Annotated in this window: 21 protein-coding genes; 9 read left to right on the top strand and 12 right to left on the bottom strand. The window is 71.7% G+C overall.

Annotated elements, in window-relative coordinates; translation table 11 throughout:
• Positions 1 to 4: 4 nt before the first annotated feature.
• Genes DEJ03_RS08300 through DEJ03_RS08280 form a run of 5 tightly spaced genes read right to left on the bottom strand, consistent with a single transcriptional unit; the run spans position 5 to position 2,265 of the window.
• Positions 5 to 607, bottom strand: a complete 603-nt coding sequence (locus tag DEJ03_RS08300; protein ID WP_110864249.1) for a hypothetical protein — start codon at positions 605 to 607, stop codon at positions 5 to 7.
• Positions 604 to 1,218, bottom strand: a complete 615-nt coding sequence (locus DEJ03_RS08295; protein ID WP_110864248.1) for a hypothetical protein — start codon at positions 1,216 to 1,218, stop codon at positions 604 to 606. Before DEJ03_RS08295 ends, DEJ03_RS08300 begins: the two co-directional genes overlap by 4 nt.
• Positions 1,215 to 1,586 carry a hypothetical protein gene (locus DEJ03_RS08290; protein ID WP_110858768.1) on the bottom strand — a complete coding sequence of 124 codons (372 nt, stop codon included), beginning with the start codon at positions 1,584 to 1,586 and terminating at the stop codon, positions 1,215 to 1,217. The genes DEJ03_RS08295 and DEJ03_RS08290 overlap by 4 nt, the downstream gene beginning before the upstream one ends.
• Complete coding sequence (locus tag DEJ03_RS08285; protein ID WP_027464859.1) at positions 1,583 to 1,774, bottom strand: DUF2273 domain-containing protein; 192 nt, start codon at positions 1,772 to 1,774, stop codon at positions 1,583 to 1,585. The genes DEJ03_RS08290 and DEJ03_RS08285 overlap by 4 nt, the downstream gene beginning before the upstream one ends.
• Positions 1,771 to 2,265, bottom strand: coding sequence for an Asp23/Gls24 family envelope stress response protein (locus DEJ03_RS08280; RefSeq protein WP_110864247.1), 495 nt, complete (start codon positions 2,263 to 2,265; stop codon positions 1,771 to 1,773). The genes DEJ03_RS08285 and DEJ03_RS08280 overlap by 4 nt, the downstream gene beginning before the upstream one ends.
• Positions 2,266 to 2,380: 115 nt before the next feature.
• On the opposite strand from DEJ03_RS08280, the gene DEJ03_RS08275 reads away from it, so the two are divergent.
• Positions 2,381 to 3,217, top strand: coding sequence for an exodeoxyribonuclease III (locus DEJ03_RS08275; RefSeq protein ID WP_110864246.1), 837 nt, complete (start codon positions 2,381 to 2,383; stop codon positions 3,215 to 3,217).
• Between the two features lie 146 nt (positions 3,218 to 3,363).
• Positions 3,364 to 3,612, top strand: a complete 249-nt coding sequence (locus DEJ03_RS08270) for a hypothetical protein (protein WP_027464862.1) — start codon at positions 3,364 to 3,366, stop codon at positions 3,610 to 3,612.
• A 33-nt stretch (positions 3,613 to 3,645) separates the two neighbouring features.
• Here DEJ03_RS08270 and DEJ03_RS08265 read toward each other — a convergent pair whose 3' ends face one another.
• The gene (locus DEJ03_RS08265) at positions 3,646 to 3,993 is read right to left on the bottom strand and encodes an aldehyde dehydrogenase (protein ID WP_228513518.1); all 348 of its coding nucleotides are present in this window, start codon (positions 3,991 to 3,993) and stop codon (positions 3,646 to 3,648) included.
• Between DEJ03_RS08265 and DEJ03_RS18120 the strand changes: the two genes are divergently transcribed.
• Complete coding sequence (locus DEJ03_RS18120; RefSeq protein ID WP_171907773.1) at positions 3,992 to 4,141, top strand: hypothetical protein; 150 nt, start codon at positions 3,992 to 3,994, stop codon at positions 4,139 to 4,141. The two genes, DEJ03_RS08265 and DEJ03_RS18120, sit on opposite strands and share 2 nt — an antisense overlap.
• Positions 4,142 to 4,466: 325 nt before the next feature.
• Here DEJ03_RS18120 and DEJ03_RS08260 read toward each other — a convergent pair whose 3' ends face one another.
• Positions 4,467 to 5,390 carry an AEC family transporter gene (locus DEJ03_RS08260; RefSeq protein WP_110864244.1) on the bottom strand — a complete coding sequence of 308 codons (924 nt, stop codon included), beginning with the start codon at positions 5,388 to 5,390 and terminating at the stop codon, positions 4,467 to 4,469.
• Between the two features lie 84 nt (positions 5,391 to 5,474).
• Here DEJ03_RS08260 and DEJ03_RS08255 point away from each other — a divergent pair, with 84 nt between their 5' ends.
• The 3 genes from DEJ03_RS08255 to DEJ03_RS08245 all read left to right on the top strand — a co-directional run bounded on the left by DEJ03_RS08255 (position 5,475) and on the right by DEJ03_RS08245 (position 7,429).
• Positions 5,475 to 6,071 (top strand): nitroreductase family protein, encoded by a 597-nt coding sequence (locus DEJ03_RS08255; protein ID WP_027464865.1) that lies wholly within the window; start codon positions 5,475 to 5,477, stop codon positions 6,069 to 6,071.
• An 82-nt stretch (positions 6,072 to 6,153) separates the two neighbouring features.
• Positions 6,154 to 6,588 carry an acyl-CoA thioesterase gene (locus tag DEJ03_RS08250; RefSeq protein ID WP_017886352.1) on the top strand — a complete coding sequence of 145 codons (435 nt, stop codon included), beginning with the start codon at positions 6,154 to 6,156 and terminating at the stop codon, positions 6,586 to 6,588.
• An 82-nt stretch (positions 6,589 to 6,670) separates the two neighbouring features.
• Positions 6,671 to 7,429 (top strand): HAD-IIB family hydrolase, encoded by a 759-nt coding sequence (locus DEJ03_RS08245; RefSeq protein ID WP_071246484.1) that lies wholly within the window; start codon positions 6,671 to 6,673, stop codon positions 7,427 to 7,429.
• Positions 7,430 to 7,532: 103 nt separating this feature from the next.
• On the opposite strand, the gene DEJ03_RS08240 is transcribed toward DEJ03_RS08245, so the two are convergent.
• Positions 7,533 to 8,153 (bottom strand): phosphoribosylanthranilate isomerase, encoded by a 621-nt coding sequence (locus DEJ03_RS08240; RefSeq protein ID WP_110864243.1) that lies wholly within the window; start codon positions 8,151 to 8,153, stop codon positions 7,533 to 7,535.
• 55 nt (positions 8,154 to 8,208) lie between these two features.
• Entirely contained in the window at positions 8,209 to 9,261 is a 1,053-nt protein-coding gene (locus DEJ03_RS08235) for a serine/threonine-protein kinase (protein ID WP_110864242.1), read from the bottom strand.
• Positions 9,262 to 9,459: 198 nt separating this feature from the next.
• Between DEJ03_RS08235 and DEJ03_RS08230 the strand changes: the two genes are divergently transcribed.
• Positions 9,460 to 9,663: a DUF2945 domain-containing protein gene (locus DEJ03_RS08230; protein ID WP_071404335.1), complete on the top strand. Its 204-nt coding sequence runs from the start codon at positions 9,460 to 9,462 to the stop codon at positions 9,661 to 9,663.
• A gap of 3 nt (positions 9,664 to 9,666) precedes the next feature.
• Here the strand turns inward: DEJ03_RS08230 and DEJ03_RS08225 are convergent, their stop codons facing one another.
• Both DEJ03_RS08225 and DEJ03_RS08220 read right to left on the bottom strand, forming a co-directional pair.
• A complete protein-coding gene (locus tag DEJ03_RS08225) occupies positions 9,667 to 10,440 on the bottom strand; it encodes a DedA family protein (protein WP_258370672.1) in 774 nt (257 codons plus the stop codon).
• Between the two features lie 51 nt (positions 10,441 to 10,491).
• Positions 10,492 to 11,643: an ROK family transcriptional regulator gene (locus DEJ03_RS08220; RefSeq protein ID WP_181422653.1), complete on the bottom strand. Its 1,152-nt coding sequence runs from the start codon at positions 11,641 to 11,643 to the stop codon at positions 10,492 to 10,494.
• Between the two features lie 62 nt (positions 11,644 to 11,705).
• On the opposite strand from DEJ03_RS08220, the gene DEJ03_RS08215 reads away from it, so the two are divergent.
• Positions 11,706 to 13,403 (top strand): beta-N-acetylhexosaminidase, encoded by a 1,698-nt coding sequence (locus tag DEJ03_RS08215; RefSeq protein WP_110864240.1) that lies wholly within the window; start codon positions 11,706 to 11,708, stop codon positions 13,401 to 13,403.
• 61 nt (positions 13,404 to 13,464) lie between these two features.
• Entirely contained in the window at positions 13,465 to 14,499 is a 1,035-nt protein-coding gene (locus DEJ03_RS08210; RefSeq protein WP_110864239.1) for a UDP-N-acetylglucosamine 4,6-dehydratase family protein, read from the top strand.
• 96 nt (positions 14,500 to 14,595) lie between these two features.
• On the opposite strand, the gene DEJ03_RS08205 is transcribed toward DEJ03_RS08210, so the two are convergent.
• Entirely contained in the window at positions 14,596 to 16,683 is a 2,088-nt protein-coding gene (locus DEJ03_RS08205) for a fructose-specific PTS transporter subunit EIIC (RefSeq protein ID WP_110864238.1), read from the bottom strand.
• Between the last annotated feature and the right edge of the window lie 89 nt (positions 16,684 to 16,772).

Here is a 16,772-nt window from a genome sequence, read left to right as displayed (position 1 = left end):
ACGCTCAGTGCACGCGGTCCGGGCGGGACGACCCCGACCCACCACGGGCGATCTCGAGCAGCACGGGCAGGCGTTCGCCGAGCAGGGCGTCCAGGTCGGCGACGACAGCCTCGACCCGTTCGGTGATCTCGCGCGGCGCGGCCCCCCGGCGCGAACGGACCCGCACCCGGATCGCACGGCCTCCCCGAACCCGGTAGACGTCGACGGCGAGGGAACCGACCTGGGGCATGTCGCCGATGGCCGAGGAGAGCGCGTGCTGCACGGCGGTGGACTCGATGCGCACCGAGCCGGCGACGCCGTCGGCCGAACCGTCGCTGTCCACGACGGTGCTCTCGCGGCCACCGCCGAGCGTCGTCAGCACCACGAGTGCGAGCACGCCGAGCACGACGCCACCGCCGAGCACGCAGGTCCAGGCGAACACCGAGTCGTCACGCGACGCCCCGGTGCCGAGTCCGGCGAGGGCATCGCCGACCGTGCGCCACCACGACGCGACGAGGGGCAGCCCCTGTGCGGTCTGCACCAGGATTGCGGCAACTCCGGCGACGAGCAGGACGAGGCCGAGCACGACGAGCGCCGTCCGGCCGAGCACACGGTTGGTGGCGTTCATCCGTCCACCCGTCCGGTCGGCTGCACCCGGACCCGCGCGGCGAGCGGCGGCTGGGCGTCGATCGCGACGAACTCCCGCTCGACGGCCTGGGTGGCGGCGACCGCGGGGACGTCCACGCCGGCGGCCGGACGGAGCACGACGTCGACCGTGCGGCGGCCGACGGTGCCCACGGCGGCGTCGGCGCCCAGACGGGTCGCGGATCGGGCGGCGCGGGCCGCAGCGGAGGCCAGGACCTCGTCGTCGACGACCACTGCGAGCCGGTCGGACGACATCACGTGCCGCGGACGGCGCTGGGGCAGGATCCCCTGCAGCAGGAGCACGAGGCCGATCAGGGCCACGACGGCGCCGATGCCGATCACGATGGTGGTGTCGAGGCCGTCCGGAGCGGCGAGCGCGGCGTCCACCACGGCACGGGGGTCGACACCGAGCACGTTCTGGTCGAGCAGGACGAGCGCACCGGCGAAGACCGCAGCGGCGGCGAGCACCAGGGCGATGAGCATCGCGACGACGACGGCACCGGAGCGGGAGACGTGGGTCTCGCGGCGCAGCAGGCGGCGGTGGGTGGCAGCGTGGTCGGCGGCGGGCGCGCCGACGAGGGGTGGGGCGGTCACCGGACCCTCCGCGGGGTGTCCACGACCGACGAGGCGAAGGTCACGGTCACGCGGGCGACCTGTCGGCCGGTGATGGTCCGGAAGCGCTCGGCGATCGTGCCGCGAGCCCGGTGCGCCGTGGCGACGACGGGTTCGTCGGGGAGTGCGTGCGAGCCCAGCACCGGCAGGGCGAGCGGGGCGGTGATCTCGACCGCCAGTGCGCCGCGACCGTCGTCGGCGACCCGGGCACGGACCTCCCGGAAGGCCACGCGCAGCGCTTCGGCGGCGACCGCCTGGGCGGTGTGCACCAGCGCGGACGTACCGATGCGGTCGGAGCCGCGGAGCCGGACGCCGCTGTCGCCGGTCGTGGCGACGGCGGCGTCGCTCACGACGAGCTCCGGCGTCCGCGCAGCACGTCGAGCAGGCGACGGAAGTCGACGTCGCCCGTGACGATGCGCGCGACCAGTGCACCGACCGCCATGCAGACGGCGACGACGACGAACGCCCAGAACCCGAGCGTCACCGCGACGATCGCGAGCAGGGCGCCGGTGCCCATCCCGACGACGGTGGCGTTCACCGGACTCGACCGTCCCGGGTGTCGAACTCGTCGGCGACGCCGTTGAGTGCGGGGATGTTCACGTCGTTGATGGCGATGTTGACCTCGGTGACCTCGAGGCCGACGAGTTCGGTGACGGCGTTCGTGACGGCGGCACGCACAGCGGAGGCGACCTCCATCATCGGCGTCGGGTAGTCGACGACGATGGTCAGGTCGACGGCGACCTGGGTCTCACCGACCTCGACGCGGACGCCCTGGCCGAGCGCGCTCGAGCCGATGGCGTCGCGGATGGCACCGAACGCCCGCGAGGCGTTGCCGCCGAGTGCGAAGACGCCGGGGACGTCGCGGGCGGCGATGCCCGCGACCTTCGCGACGACCGTGTCGTCGATGATGGTCCTGCCCTTGGCGGTGACCTGCGTCGTGGTGGTGCCGGCGGGCTGGGCGCTCCCGGCCCCGGTGCCGAGCGTGGCTCCGGTCGTGGTCCCGTCGACGCGGTTCGTCGTCGATGCCATTGCTGCCTCCGTGCGATCGATTGCTGGCCTCCAGCGAACACCATCGTGCCGTACGCCGCACAGACGGCGCACGTGCCGACCTCGTCGTCAGTCGGCACCGGTAGGTTCTTGTTCCATGCGCGTGGCGACCTGGAACGTGAACTCCGTCCGCACCCGAGTGGGTCGGATCGTCGACTGGCTGGTGCGTGAGGACGTCGACGTCCTCGGCATGCAGGAGATCAAGTGCAAGCCGGAGCAGTTCCCGGTCGAGCAGTTCGAGGCCGCGGGGTACCACGTCGAGGCGCACGGCCTGAACCAGTGGAACGGCGTCGCGTTCGCCAGCCGGCTGCCGATGGAGGACGTCACCCGCGACTTCCCCGGCCAGCCCGGGTTCCTGAAGGGCCACGAGGGGCCGGACCTGCCGGTCGAGGCCCGCGCGATCGGCGTCACGGTCGACGGCGTGCGGCTCTGGAGCCTCTACGTGCCGAACGGCCGCGAGCTCGGCGATCCGCACTACACGTACAAGCTCGACTGGCTCGCCCAGCTGGCCGACCGCACCTCGGAGTGGATCGAGGCATCGCCGGAGACCCCGCTCGCGCTGATGGGCGACTGGAACGTCGCACCGCTCGACCAGGACGTCTGGGACATGCGGGTCTTCGAGGGGTCCACCCACGTCAGCGAACCCGAGCGGGCAGCGTTCCGCGAGTTCGAGGCGCGGGGCCTGCAGGACGTCGTGCGCCCGATCGTGCCCGACGGCTACACCTACTGGGACTACAAGCAGCTGCGGTTCCCGCGCAACGAGGGCATGCGCATCGACTTCGTCCTCGGCTCGCAGGCCTTCGCGGACGTCGTCACCGACGCCTCGATCCACCGGAACGAGCGCAAGGGCGACGCCCCGAGCGACCACGTCCCCGTGGTGGTCGACCTCGACCTGGACACGTCGCTCGACGACGACCGCCCGATGATCTTCTGATCGGAGTCGGCTCACCGGCTTGGCCCGGCCCGGCCCGGGATCGGCGTCCGTCCGGCTCTGTTACGCCCGGCGTCCACGGTGATTGAGCCGTCCGTCACGCCGACGTAGGTTTCCTGCACCGAACCCCTTCGAGAGCAGGTGAAGCCATGTCCCGCACGACGATCCTTCCCATCCAGCGCCTCATGGCGACCGCGGCCCCCGGTGCGTGGCGCGACGGCATCGTCGTCGAGACCCGCGCAGCCGACGCCGTGGTGCTGTTCCTCGACGGGAGCATCACGCAGCTGCGGGTGGCGGACGCCGACGGCGTCCTGTCGGTCGGCGAGCCGGTCGCCCACCACCCGGTCGCGGAGATCCTCAGCGCCGGCGGTCGACAGACCACGGCACGGGTCGCGTAGCGCGTACGCGTCGCGGAGCGCGCACGGAGCGGGTCAGGCCGCCATCGAGTCGAGCATCGCCTGGCACTTCGACACCATCTCGTCGCAGGCCATGGCGCAGTACCGGCACGACTCGTCCATGTCCTGGTGCTGGCGGCACTCGGCGGCACACGCGGTGCCCATCGCGACGACGGCCATGAGCATCGCCTGCATCGCGGCGGCGTCCATCCCCATCGGACGCATCATCATCCGCATCCCGGTGTCGGCGAGCATCGCGGTGTTCGAGCACATCGCGGCGCAGGTGGCCATCTCGCCGCCCATCCGCATGTCGGCCGCGGAGCACATCGTCGCCGCCATCGACGCGGCGTTCATCGCCATCATCGTGTCCTGCATCATGTCCATGTCCATCTCCATGGGCATGTCCGTCATCGACATGTTCTGCATCATCGCCATCGTGTCCATCGCCGGTCTCCTCGTCGTGGTCATCGGTCACGAGGCGGTCCGCCCCGCGTGCCCGCCAGGGTACGCGCGTGCCGTCCGCGCTTCGTGAGCAGGAATGGTCGAGTCGGCGGACGCGACCCGACCTTTCCTGCTCACCATCCGCGGTGGTCGCCACCACAGACAGCCGGACGGGAGGCCCGGTGTGCCCCCGCCACGGGCCTCCCGTCCGCCCCGCGGCGCGTCCAGGGTGCGGAAGACGCCGGCGTGCGCGCACGACGCCCGCAAGTGCGCGAGACGCCGCCGAATCCGGCGGCGTCTCGGCGACATCGAGGCGTCTCGACAACACGACGGCGTCTTCCGGACGCACCACACGCCGGCGTCTCGACAACACGACGGCGTCTTCCGGACGCACCACACGCCGGCGTCTCGGCGCGCTACGGGTGCAGCAGGGCGGCGATCGCGACGAGCACGGGCACCGAGCCGAGCGTCGAGATGAGCACGACGTCGCGCGCCACCGGGACCGCTGCCCCGTACCGCTGCGCGTAGTTGAAGACGTTCTGCGCCGCCGGCAGGGCGCCGAGGGTGGTGAGCACGAAGACCTCCTGGCCGCCGAGCCCGAACACGAACCGGGCGAACACGAACGCCACGGCCGGCATCACCACGAGCTTGATCGACGACGCCACGATGACGTCGGTCCGGATCGCCGGGTCCCGCAGCGGGGTCGCACCGTGCAGGCTCATCCCGAACGACAGCAGCACGACGGGCACCGCGGCCGCGCCGACGAGCGAGAACGGCTCGAGCACCGGGTCGGGCAGCGTGATCCCGGTCGCCGAGCACACCAGCCCGACGAGCGAGGCGATGATGATCGGGTTCCGGAACGGCCCCGCGAGCCGCCGCCCCCATCCGCCGCCACCCGCGGTCGCAGCGTCGAGGATCGTCAGCGCGATCGGGGCCATCACGACGAGCTGCAGCAGGATCACGGGCACGACCGCGGTCGCCTGGCCGAGGACGTACACGGCCACCGGCAGCCCGATGTTGTTCGCGTTCACGTAGCTCGACGCCAGGGCCCCGACGGTGGTCGTGGTGACGGGGCGGCGCAGCACGAAGCGGAACACGGCGGCCGCACCGAGGGCGACCACGGCGGCGCTCAGCAGTGAGACCCAGAGCATCGAGGACAGCAGCGATGCGATGTCGGCGGTTGCGATGGTGTGGAACAGCAGGCACGGCATCAGCACGAAGAACGCGAGCCGGCTCATCACGAACTGCGCGTGCGGGCCCAGCAGGCCGATGCGTCCGACGACGTACCCACCGGCGATGATCGCGCCGATGATCGCGAAGCCGGTCAACACCCCACCCATCCCGTCCATCCTGGCACCTGCCGGCGGTGATGTGACGTCACTCAGGTCGGAAATGCGTACGCATCGAATACCGTTGAGCGCATCATGACCTCGACGAACGCCGACACCCTCACCCGGTCCACCGACTCCAGCCAGCCGCTCGTGCCGCTGCTCGAGGAGCGCTGGAGCCCCCGCTCCTACGACGAGACCGCGACGATCTCGGACGACCAGCTCGACGCCGTCCTCGAGGCCGCTCGCTGGGCCCCCTCGGCCATGAACTTCCAGCCCCGCCGCTTCATCGCCGGCCGCCGCGGCACCGAGACGTTCCGGAAGATCAACGAGAACCTGCTCGGCTTCAACGCCGCTTGGGCCTTCCGCGCCAGCGCCCTCGTCGTCGGCGTGCTCGAGACCGTGACCGCCGACGGCGAGGAGCGCCCCTTCGCGCAGTACGACCTCGGCCAGTCGCTCGCCGCGCTGACCGTGCAGGCGCACGCCGAGGGCCTGCACGTGCACCAGATGGCGGGCATCGACGCCGCCGGGCTCCGTGCCGCGTTCGACCTGCCCGAGCGCTTCCTGCCGTACACGGTCACGGCCGTCGGCACCGTCGCGCACCCGTCGCAGCTCGACGACAAGGCCGCCGAGCGCGAGGTCGCCCCGCGCACCCGCATCCCCCTCGACGAGGTCGTCCTCGTCAAGGAGTGAGCACCGGCGGCACCGCCGCCCCCGATCGCCACGACGGCCGCGTCCCTGCGGGGGCGCGGCCGTCGGCGTACCATGACGTGACATGGATCAGCACCAGGACGACGCCCCGCCGGAGATGAACTTCTACACCCGGAAGTGGGTGCGACCGGAAGACCTCAACGCCAACGGCACCCTGTTCGGCGGCAGCCTGCTCCGCTGGATCGACGAGGAAGCCGCGGTCTACGCGATCATCCAGCTCGGCAACGGCAAGGTCGTCACGAAGTACATGTCGGAGATCAACTTCCTGTCCTCGGCGAAGGAGGGCGACATCGTCGAGATCGGCCTCGTCGCCACCCGGTTCGGCCGGACGTCGCTGACCATGCGGGCCGAGGCGCGCAACCTCTTCACGCACCGCAGCATCCTGACGATCGACGAGGTCGTCTTCGTGAACCTCGACGAGGACGGCAACCCCGCCCCGCACGGCTACACCGACATCACCTACGCCCGCGACCGGGTCCCCGCCACGCACCGCGCGTGACCCCGCAGACTTCGCGCAGCACCGGGGCACCCTGTTGGTCGCACCCTGCGCGTGGTCGGCGGGCTCTGGCAGGATCGGGGGCATGACCACGCCCCGCCTCGTCGCCTTCGACCTGGACGACACGCTCGCCCCGTCGAAGTCCTCCCTCGACCCCCGCATGCTCGAGACCTTCGCGTCCCTGCTCGAGGTCGTGCCGGTCGCGGTCATCTCCGGCGGCAACTTCACCCAGTTCGAGCAGCAGCTCGTCACCCCGCTCCGGCAGCGCGACGGCCTGACGCTCGACGCCCTGCACCTCCTGCCCACCTGCGGCACCCGGTACTACCGCTGGGAGGACCAGGACTGGGCACTGCAGTACGCCGAGGACCTCACCGACGAGCAGAAGGACCGCGCCCTCGCCGCGGTCGAGGCCCGTGCGAAGGAAGCCGGGTACTGGGAGTCCGAGACCTGGGGCGCCATCCTCGAGGACCGCGGGTCGCAGATCACGTTCTCCGCCCTCGGCCAGTCCGCCCCGGTGGACGTCAAGAAGCAGTGGGACCCGACCGGCGAGAAGAAGGACCACCTGCGCCGTCTGGTGCAGCAGGACCTGCCCGACCTCGAGGTCCGCTCGGGCGGCTCCACCAGCATCGACATCACCCGCAAGGGCATCGACAAGGCCTACGGCATGCAGCGTCTGGCCGAGATCACCGGCATCGCGCTCGACGACATGCTCTTCGTGGGCGACCGGCTCGACCCCGAGGGCAACGACTACCCGGTGAAGGCGCTCGGGGTCCCCTGCCACGCGGTGGAGGGCTGGGAGGACACGGACGCGTTCCTGACGGAGCTCATCCCCACCCTGCGCTGACCGCGCGGCGGACGGGAGGCCCGTGGCGGGCCCGCACCGCGCCTCCTGTCCGTCCCCGGTCGCGTCGAGAGCTGCGAACGCGACCGACGCGGCGGCCGGGCGCTCAGCCCAGGCTGCGGACGGCCTCGACGAAGGCGCGGATCTTGGCGGGGTCCTTGACGCCGCGCTCGGACTCGACCCCGCTCGACACGTCGACGCCGTCGGGGTCGAGCGCCTCGACCGCCGCGACCACGTTGGCCGGGGTCAGCCCGCCGGCGAGGATCCAGGCCTCGTCCACGCCCTCGATCGTGGCCGGGTCGATCAGGCGACCGCTGCCGGGCACGGCGGCGTCGAGCAGCAGCAGGTCGTGGTCGAACGCGGCGCGCTGCTCGGGCGTCTCGCGCAGGTAGTCCTCGGCCGCGATGGCCCGGATGGTGAAGAAGCCGGCGTCGCGCGCGCGGGCGAAGTCGGACGCCGACTCGCCACCGTGCAGCTGCAGCGTCGTGAGCCCGACCTCGGAGGCGATGCCGACGATCTCGTCGATCTTCTGGTCACGGAAGACCCCGACGGCGTCGATGCCGTCCGGCACCCGCTCGACGAGTTCCTTCGCCAGGTCGGCGGTGACGGTCCGGGGGCTGCCCGCCGCGAAGACGAACCCGACGGCGTCGGCACCCGCGTCGATGGCGACGTCCACGGTGTCGGGCGTCGACAGGCCACAGATCTTGATCCAGCGCTGGTCGGTCATGCTGTCCATCCTGCCAGGGCGCTCCGGTGCTCGGAGCACGGAGCCGCCGAGCGGGTCAGTGCAGGGCACCCGCGACGTAGGCGGCCACGCAGGCCGCGGTGACGCCGAAGGCCGCGAAGGACCCGACCAGGACGTTCCGCCGGCGCCAGCGACGCACCGCCGAGAACGTGCCGCGCTTGGCGTGCCGGTGCGCGGCACGGTGCATGCGGTGGTCGCGCTGGTGCTTGACGCGTTCCGGACCGAGCGGCACCGGGCCGGTGATCTGGGTGGAGCCGCCGCGCAGCGCGTTGGCGATGGCGACCGCGGTGGGCCGGCGCTCCGGGTCGCGGGCCGTCATCCGGCTGAGCAGCTCGCGCCACTCGTCGGCGACGTCGTCCGGGACCTCGGGGTCGCGGCGGAGCCGGGCGAGGGCGGCCTCGATCAGGGTGCCCGAGTACTCCTGCTTGCCGGTCAGCGCCTCGAGCAGGACGAGCCCGAGCGAGTACACGTCGGTGGCGAAGCTGATCGGTTCGCCGGCGACCTGCTCCGGGCTGAGGTAGGCGGCGGTGCCGATGACCGTGCCGTCGTTCGTCAGGCGGGAACCGTCGACGAAGTGGGCGACGCCGAAGTCGGTGAGCTTGACCGTGCGGGCGAACCCGGACGAACCCTCGTCACTGATCAGGATGTTGGCGGGCTTGACGTCGCGGTGCACGATGCCGCGCGAGTGCACGTACGCCAGGGCGTCGGCGAGCTGCGCACCGAGGTCGGCCACCTCGTAGTTGTGCAGGGCACCCTCGGACAGACGGCGGAGCAGCGTCGTGTCGGCGATGAGCTCCATCACGATGAACCGGTGCGGGCCGTCCTCGAACTCGTGGGTGCCGGCGTCGTACAGCGGGATGAGGCCCGGGTGGGAGAGCATGCTGAGCAGCCGGATCTCGCGCTCCTGGCGGACACGGTCGGCGGTGGTCATCTTGTCCGGGGTCGCGAAGAGCTTCACGGCCACGGCCCGGTACGTGTGCTCGTCACGGGCTTCGTAGACGGATCCCATGCCGCCGGTGCCGATGAGCTTCACGAGCCGGTACCGCGCAGAGAGGACGGTGTCCGCCCGCGCGCTGTCCAGCAGGGTCATGGTGTCCGTCGTCCCGTCCGGAGCCCGTGGTTCCGCGGCGCCTGCCGGCGTGTGGGCTCATGGGAAACGGTACGCGTCCGACTCTCGATCCGCATGGCCGTTACGACATCGTGATCGCCGTACTTCCCTGAGTTCCCGGGGATCGACGGGGTACAGTCCGACCTCCATCAGGACGAGGAATCGCGCAAGGAGGACAGCATGGCGTTGTCGAAGGGTGACGAGGTGCACTGGAACACCTCGCAGGGCAGGACGACCGGCACGCTCGTGCGCAAGCGGACGAGCGACTTCGAGTTCGACGGGCAGCACTTCACGCCGACCGACGACGACCCGTACTGGATCGTCGAGTCGGAGAAGAGCGGCAAGCAGGCCGCCCACAAGGAGTCGGCGCTGACGAAGGCCTGAGGCTCAGTCGCGGGCGGGCTCGGCGCGACGACGACCCCGGGCACCGCCCACGGCAGGGCTGCCGGCGGCGTCGTCGTGGTCGTCGTCGGGACCGCCCGTGCGCCGCTCGGCGCGGACACGGCGGATCCGGCGCACGACGAAGGTCACCACGACCGCGGCGAGCGCGACGTAGAGCACGCGGTCGATCCACTCGGTGTACGCCTCGACCTGGTCGTACTGCGACCCGAACGCGGCACCGAGCAGCACGAGTGCGCTGTTCCAGATACCACTCGCGATGATCGTGAACACCGAGAACGTGCCGAGGTGCATGCGATCGGCACCGGCCGGCAGCGAGATGAGACTGCGGACGATCGGGACGAACCGGCCGAAGAACACCGCGCTCTTGCCGTGCCGGTGGAACCAGCCGGCCGCCTTGCGGAAGTCGTCCTCGTCGACCAGGGGCAGCCTGCCGAACCACCGCGTGGTGCGTTCGAACCCGATCTTCGCGCCGAGCCAGTACAGCACGAGCGCCCCGAGGTACGAACCGATCGTCGCCAGCACCAGGACCAGGACCAGGTTCATCTGGCCGGCACCCGCGAGGAACCCGGCCAGCGGCAGGATGACCTCGGACGGGATGGGCGGGAACACCGTCTCGACGAAGAGCATCAGCCCGACGCCCCACTCCCCCAGCGCGTCGATCAGCTGCAGCACCAGGCCGGAGAGCCCGCCGAGGTCCGACGGAGCGGTGGAGTCGCCACTGGCGACGGTCATGGCACGGGCGGTCACGGCAGTCGTCATGCCCCCAGCATCCCTGAACGCCCTGTCAGGACCCGGCACGCTCCCTGGGTGTCAGCCGAGTCCCATGTGAGCGGACCGGACGTGCGCGAGTGACCGGGCGAGCGCGCCCCGGGCGACGGCGTCGCGACCGACGGTCGACGGGGCGAACACCACCGGGTGCCGGAGCTGTGGCGTGACGATCTCGTCGAGCGCGGCGCAGAACACCTCGGCAGCCGGCAGGACCTCGCCACCGACGACGACGACCTCGGGGTCGATCGTCGTCACGAGCTGCACGACGCCGGGTGCCACGTCGGCGGCGAACGCTCGGACGGTCTCGACGGCCGGCACCGTGCCCTGGGCCGCCGCCGCGAAGACGGACTCGAGGTCCGTGCCGGACGGGATCCGGGCCTCCAGGCGGGCGGGCGCGGCGGGCCAGCCGGTCGAGGCGATGCCGCCCATCTCGCCGGCCGCACCGCGCGCACCGCGCGCCAACGAGCCGTCGACCACCAGGGCGGCACCGATCTGCCGACCCATCACCAGGTACAGGGCGTCCCGGACGCCGTCGAACCGCCCCCACCGCGCCTCGGCCGTGGCCGCCAGCTTGGCGTCGTTGTCGAAGAAGGTGGCGGCCTCGGGGAAGAGGTCCTGGATCCGGCCGGGCACCCGCCGCTCGACCCACTCCGGCACCGCGACCGTGTAGTCGATCGCGCCGTCGCGGTCGACGACCGCCGGGACGCCGAACGTGGCACCGAGCACCGGCGCACCACCGGCGGAGCCACCGACCGTGCCACCGACGGGCGCCGTCAGCCGACGGACGACGTCCTGCACGCTCGACCAGGCCTGTTCGGCGTCGGCGAGGTCGGCGTAGCGCTCCTCGACGCGGGCGAGCGTGACGCCGCGCAGGTCCGCGCGCACGCCGACGATCCCGTGCAGGCCGAGGTCCACGCCGAGCACGGAGCCGGCCGACGCGTCCGCGGCGAAGCGCTTGGCGCGACGACCGGCCTTGTTCGGGGTGGCGATCGCCTCGGCCTCGGTCACCCAGCCCTCGTCGACCAGGTCGGCGAGCGCCGCCTCGACCGTGGGGCGGGAGAGTCCGACCGTGCGCCCGAGCTCGGTGACCGTGCGGGAGACGTCGTCGCGCAGGAGCTCGTCGAGGATGGCCCGCGAGTTCATTTGCCGCAGGACACCGGGGGTCGTCCCCACGGCACCGGAGGTCGTTGACACGGTCTGCTCCACGGTCATAGCCTCCACATTACGAAAGATCATTGAGGAATGGTGGCTCCGACATGCTCGTCCCACGACCGCGCCGCACCGCTCCCGGTGTCGGGGCCTTCGCGATCACCCCGTCGACCCGGATCGCCGCCGACCCGGCGAGCGAGTCCGTCCGACTGTACCTGCAGCAGACCCTGCGGGGATCGACCGGGCTGCCGGTGCGGGACGCCCTCGACGACACGGCACCGGGGGCCGGCACGATCGCGCTGCGCGTCGCCGACGACCCGTCCCTGCCCGCGGGCCCGTCGACGGCGGAGGGCGACCGGGCGGAGTCGTTCCGCCTCACGGTGACGCCGGACGGCGTCGACGTCATCGGCGGTTCGCCCGCCGGGGTCTTCTACGGTGTGCAGGCCCTGCTGCAGCTGCTGCCCCCGGACGTGTACCGCCGCGGCCGGGTCGCGACCGGTCCGTGGTCCGTCCCCGCCGTGGTCGTCGAGGACGCCCCGGCCTTCGCCTGGCGCGGCGTGATGCTCGACGTCGCCCGGCACTTCCGGACGAAGCACGAGGTCATGCGGGTGGTCGACCAGCTCGCCGCGCACCGGATCAACCGCCTGCACTTCCACCTCACCGAGGACCAGGGGTGGCGCATCGAGATCCGGAAGTACCCGCGCCTGACCGAGGTCGGGTCCTGGCGTCGGGAGTCCCAGGTCGGCGCGCACGTCCCCGGGCCGGACGGCACACTCGTCGTCGCCGGGTTCGACGGCCGCCCGCACGGCGGGTACTACACGCAGGACGACGTCCGCGAGATCGTGGCGTACGCGGCCGACCGGTTCGTCACCGTCGTCCCCGAGATCGAGACCCCCGGGCACGTCCGCGCGGCGCTGGCGGCCTACCCGTCGCTCGGCGTCACGGGCGAACCGGTCGAGGTGTGGACGGAGTGGGGCATCGCCGACGACGTCCTGAACGCCGAGGACGCCACGATCGACTTCTTCAAGGACGTCCTGGACGAGGTCATCGCACTCTTCCCCTCCGGCTACATCGGCATCGGCGGCGACGAGTGCCCGAAGGTGCAGTGGGAGACCGACCCCCGCACCCAGGAGCGCATCCGCGAGCTCGGGCTGCAGGACGAGGAACAGCTGCAGGCCTGGATCATCGGACAGCTCGCCGCACACGTCGAGTCGCACGGCCGGCGGGCGTTCGGGTGGGACGAGATCCTCGAGGGCGGCACGCTCGACCCCTCGGCGACCGTGGTCTCCTGGCGCGGGCTGACCGGCGCACGCACCGCCGCCCGCCGCGGGCACGACGTCATCTCGTCGCCCGACGACCAGGTGTACCTCGACTACCGCCAGAGCGACCTGTCGACCGAGCCGATCCCGGTGTCGATCGTGCTCACCGTCGACGACGTCTTCGCCTTCGACCCGGTGCCGTCGGGGCTCACCGACACCGAGCGCGCCCACGTCATCGGCGGCCAGGGCAACATGTGGACGGAGCACGTCGACTCTGCCCGTCGGCTCGACTACCAGCTCTTCCCCCGCGTCGCCGCCCTCGCCGAGGCACTGTGGTCGGCCGACGTCACCGGGCCGCGCGACCTCGCCGAGTTCCGCGGACGCCTGGCCGAGCACACCGCCCGGCTCGAGGCCATGGGCATCGAGTACCGGCACGAGGCCGGGCCGTTCCCGTGGGAGCAGCGGCCGGGCGTGCCGGGGCGCCCGCACTCGCGCGAGGAGCGTGCGGCGTACATCGACGCGGTGACGGCGAACATCGCAGACTGACCAATTGACATTTCACATGTGAGAGGTTCACACTGGGGAGGACTTCACGGAGGAGACCCCCATGCCACAGCGCAGCATCCCCGGCCTCGACGGGCTCGACATCGACGCACTGATCGGGGATCGACAGCCCGAGGCCGAGCTCGAGATCACCGTCGACTTCGTCCGGGGCCGGTCGGTGCTGATCACGGGCGCCGGCGGCTCGATCGGCAGCGAACTCTGCCGACAGCTCGTCCGGTTCGAGCCGGCGGAGATCATCATGCTCGACCGCGACGAGACCGCCCTGCAGCAGGTGCAGGTCTCCGTGGACGGTCACGGGCTCCTCGACACGAAGAACGTCGTCCTCGCCGACATCCGCGACGCCGACGCCATCCGCGACATCATGCTGACCCGCCGGCCCGACGTCGTCTTCCACGCCGCGGCGCTGAAGCACCTGCCGATGCTCGAGCAGTACCCGGACGAAGGCTGGAAGACGAACGTCCTCGGCACCCTGAACGTCCTCCGCGCCGCTGCTGCCGCGGGCGTGGGGACACTCGTGAACATCTCGACCGACAAGGCCGCGAACCCGACGAGCGTGCTCGGATCGACCAAGCGCATCGCCGAGCGGTTGACCGCCTGGACCGCCGCCGACACGGGCCACGACTACGTGTCGGTCCGGTTCGGCAACGTCCTCGGCAGCCGCGGCTCGATGCTCCCGCTCTTCGCGGAGCTGATCCGTGCCGGACGGCCCCTCACCGTCACCCACCCCGACGCCACCCGCTACTTCATGTCCATCCCCGAAGCGTGCCACCTCGTGATCCAGTCGGCTGCGATCGCCCACCCCGGCGAGGTCCTCGTGCTCGACATGGGTGCACCGGTCCGGATCCTCGACATCGCACGGCGCATGCTCCAGGCCACCGGCAGCCCGTCCGACATCGTGTTCACGGGCCTGCGGGCGGGCGAGAAGCTCCACGAGGACCTCATCGGACGTGGCGAGACCGAACGCCGCCCGGTACACCCCAAGATCACCCACACCTCGGTCGCCCCGATCGCGCCGTGCGACGTCGACGAGTGCGTCCCCGGTCAGGTCGACCCGTCGGCGCTCGCGATGGCCGCCTGACCGGCGCACGTCCGGCCCGCGACGCGACCGGACGACGGACGGGAGGCCCGGTGCCAGCTGGCACCGGGCCTCCCGTCGTTCCCGGGATCGCGTCGACTACGCGGCGACCGGTGCGCGCTGGCCCACCGTCTCGCCGGCCACGGCAGCCTCACCGGCCGCAGCGGCCTCGTCGACGGGGCGACGACGGACCCACTTCTTCAAGGCGACGAGCACCAGCGCGGACACCACGGTCCCCGCCAGGATCGCGACGACGAACATCAGGACGTCACCGATCGCGAAGAAGACGAAGATCCCGCCGTGCGGCGCTCGCGAGGTCACGCCGGCAGCCATCGAGATCGCACCCGTGATCGCGGCACCGACCATCGACGCCGGGATGACGCGCAGCGGGTCGGCTGCGGCGAACGGGATCGCACCCTCGGAGATGAAGGACGCACCGAGCAGCCACGCGGCCTTGCCGTTCTCGCGCTCCGGCTTCGTGAAGCCCTTGCGGTAGAGCACGGTCGAGGCGAGCGCGAGTGCGAGCGGCGGCACCATGCCGGCCGCCATGACGGCGGCCATGATCTCGAACGGCACCACGTTCGTGGCGGTCCCGGCACCGAGCCCGGCGACGGCGAACGCGTACGCCACCTTGTTCACCGGACCACCGAGGTCGAACGCCATCATCAGGCCGAGGATGATCCCGAGCAGGACGGCCGAGGCACCCGACAGGGAGTTGAGCCAGGCGGTGAGCTCGGTCATGACCCAGGCGATCGGGCCACCGAGCACCAGGAGCATGAGGCCCGAGGCGATGATCGACGCGAACAGCGGGATGATCACGACCGGCATCAGGCCACGCAGCCACCGCCAGGTCGGGATGCGCCCGATCCAGTACGCGGCGGCACCGGCGATGAGGCCACCGACCAGGCCACCGAGGAACCCGGCGTTCATGAACACCGCGATCGACCCGGCCACGAAGCCCGGTGCGATGCCCGGACGGTCGGCGATGGCGTAGGCGATGTACCCGGCGAGTGCTGCGACCAGGAACCCGAGCGACACGGACCCGATCTGGAACGCGGCGGCGCCGAGGTAGTAGCCGAGGCCCTCCGGCGGCAGGTTCAGCAGGGTGTAGTTGGTGAGCGTGAAGACGGCGTTGTTCTGGCCCGAGTCACCGTGGGTCAGCGCGATGCCGTACCCGGAGAGCAGGAAGCCGAGCGCGATGAGCAGCCCGCCGCCGGCCACGAACGGGATCATGTAGCTGACGCCGGTGAGGAGCCAGCGCTTGAGCGACTGGCCGAAGTGCTCGTTCTTGGCGGTGGACTCGCCCTCGACGGCGGCACCACCCTGCACGCGTGCGGCGTGCGGGTCCTCCGAGGCGCGGATGGCCTCGGCGATCATCTTGTCGGGCTCGTCGACACCGCGCTTGACGGGTCCGGACACGAGCGGCTTGCCGGCGAACCGACCGCGGTCGCGGACGTCGACGTCGACCGCGAACACGACGGCGTCGGCACGGGCGATGAGGGCCGGGTCGAGGGGTTCGACCTGCGAGGACCCCTGCGTCTCGATGTGCATCTCGGCACCGGCACGCTGGGCGGCGGCGACGAGGGCGTCGGCCGCCATGTAGGTGTGCGCGATGCCGGTCGGGCAGGCGGTGACGCCGACGAAGACCTTGCGGCCCGCCTCCGGCGCGGTGGCCGGTTCGGAGGCACCACTCGCCTTCCCGACGCCTGCCTCGGCCACTTCGCCGCTCACCTCGTTGTCGACCAACCGGACGATCTCGTCGGGGGTGGTCGCGGCACGGAGCGCGGCCGTGAAGTCCTCGCGGATGAGCGCGCGGGCCAGGGTCGAGAGGACCGTCAGGTGGTCCTTGTCGGCCCCCTCGGGCACGGCGATCATGAAGACGATGTCGGCGTCGCCGTCCGGGGCGCCGAACGGCACCTTCCGGGCCAGGCGCGAGAACGCCAGCGTCGGCTCGGACACCGATGCCGACCGGGCGTGCGGGATGGCGATGCCGCCGGGGACGCCCGTTCCGACGCTCGCCTCGCGCTTGATGGCGTCGTCGGCGAGCGTGGCGCCGTCGGCGGCGCGGCCGGTCGCGGCGACGCGGTCGGCGAGCACCCGGATGACGTCGGTCGACGTGGCGCCGAGGTCCTCGTCGAGGCCGACGAGCTGTGCGCTGATGAGGCGCGGACTCGAGTCTGCGGACATGTGCTTGCTCCTTCGCAATGGCGCTGATCGCGCGGTGGTGCAGGTGTTCGGGGGTGGGGCTGTCTCTTATACACATCTGACGCTGCCGA

Origin of the sequence: Curtobacterium sp. MCLR17_043 (assembly GCF_003224215.1) — a bacterium.
In the GTDB taxonomy this organism is placed as follows: domain Bacteria; phylum Actinomycetota; class Actinomycetes; order Actinomycetales; family Microbacteriaceae; genus Curtobacterium; species Curtobacterium flaccumfaciens.
The sequence above is the reverse complement of the archived record's forward strand: the minus strand, read 5'-3'. Positions and strand labels throughout refer to the sequence as shown.

What these genes read in the sequence shown, in the direction of transcription:
- DEJ03_RS08250 (WP_017886352.1), top strand. Translation starts at nt 6,154, where the DNA reads ATGGATCAGCACCAGGACGACGCCCCGCCGGAGATGAACTTCTACACC.
- DEJ03_RS08275 (WP_110864246.1), top strand. Translation starts at nt 2,381, where the DNA reads ATGCGCGTGGCGACCTGGAACGTGAACTCCGTCCGCACCCGAGTGGGT.
- DEJ03_RS18120 (WP_171907773.1), top strand. Translation starts at nt 3,992, where the DNA reads ATGTCCATCTCCATGGGCATGTCCGTCATCGACATGTTCTGCATCATC.
- DEJ03_RS08205 (WP_110864238.1), bottom strand. Translation starts at nt 16,683, where the DNA reads ATGTCCGCAGACTCGAGTCCGCGCCTCATCAGCGCACAGCTCGTCGGC.
- DEJ03_RS08215 (WP_110864240.1), top strand. Translation starts at nt 11,706, where the DNA reads ATGCTCGTCCCACGACCGCGCCGCACCGCTCCCGGTGTCGGGGCCTTC.
- DEJ03_RS08280 (WP_110864247.1), bottom strand. Translation starts at nt 2,265, where the DNA reads ATGGCATCGACGACGAACCGCGTCGACGGGACCACGACCGGAGCCACG.
- DEJ03_RS08300 (WP_110864249.1), bottom strand. Translation starts at nt 607, where the DNA reads ATGAACGCCACCAACCGTGTGCTCGGCCGGACGGCGCTCGTCGTGCTC.
- DEJ03_RS08240 (WP_110864243.1), bottom strand. Translation starts at nt 8,153, where the DNA reads ATGACCGACCAGCGCTGGATCAAGATCTGTGGCCTGTCGACGCCCGAC.
- DEJ03_RS08225 (WP_258370672.1), bottom strand. Translation starts at nt 10,440, where the DNA reads ATGACGACTGCCGTGACCGCCCGTGCCATGACCGTCGCCAGTGGCGAC.
- DEJ03_RS08270 (WP_027464862.1), top strand. Translation starts at nt 3,364, where the DNA reads ATGTCCCGCACGACGATCCTTCCCATCCAGCGCCTCATGGCGACCGCG.
- DEJ03_RS08245 (WP_071246484.1), top strand. Translation starts at nt 6,671, where the DNA reads ATGACCACGCCCCGCCTCGTCGCCTTCGACCTGGACGACACGCTCGCC.
- DEJ03_RS08265 (WP_228513518.1), bottom strand. Translation starts at nt 3,993, where the DNA reads ATGGACATGATGCAGGACACGATGATGGCGATGAACGCCGCGTCGATG.
- DEJ03_RS08260 (WP_110864244.1), bottom strand. Translation starts at nt 5,390, where the DNA reads ATGGGTGGGGTGTTGACCGGCTTCGCGATCATCGGCGCGATCATCGCC.
- DEJ03_RS08235 (WP_110864242.1), bottom strand. Translation starts at nt 9,261, where the DNA reads ATGACCCTGCTGGACAGCGCGCGGGCGGACACCGTCCTCTCTGCGCGG.
- DEJ03_RS08230 (WP_071404335.1), top strand. Translation starts at nt 9,460, where the DNA reads ATGGCGTTGTCGAAGGGTGACGAGGTGCACTGGAACACCTCGCAGGGC.
- DEJ03_RS08210 (WP_110864239.1), top strand. Translation starts at nt 13,465, where the DNA reads ATGCCACAGCGCAGCATCCCCGGCCTCGACGGGCTCGACATCGACGCA.
- DEJ03_RS08255 (WP_027464865.1), top strand. Translation starts at nt 5,475, where the DNA reads ATGACCTCGACGAACGCCGACACCCTCACCCGGTCCACCGACTCCAGC.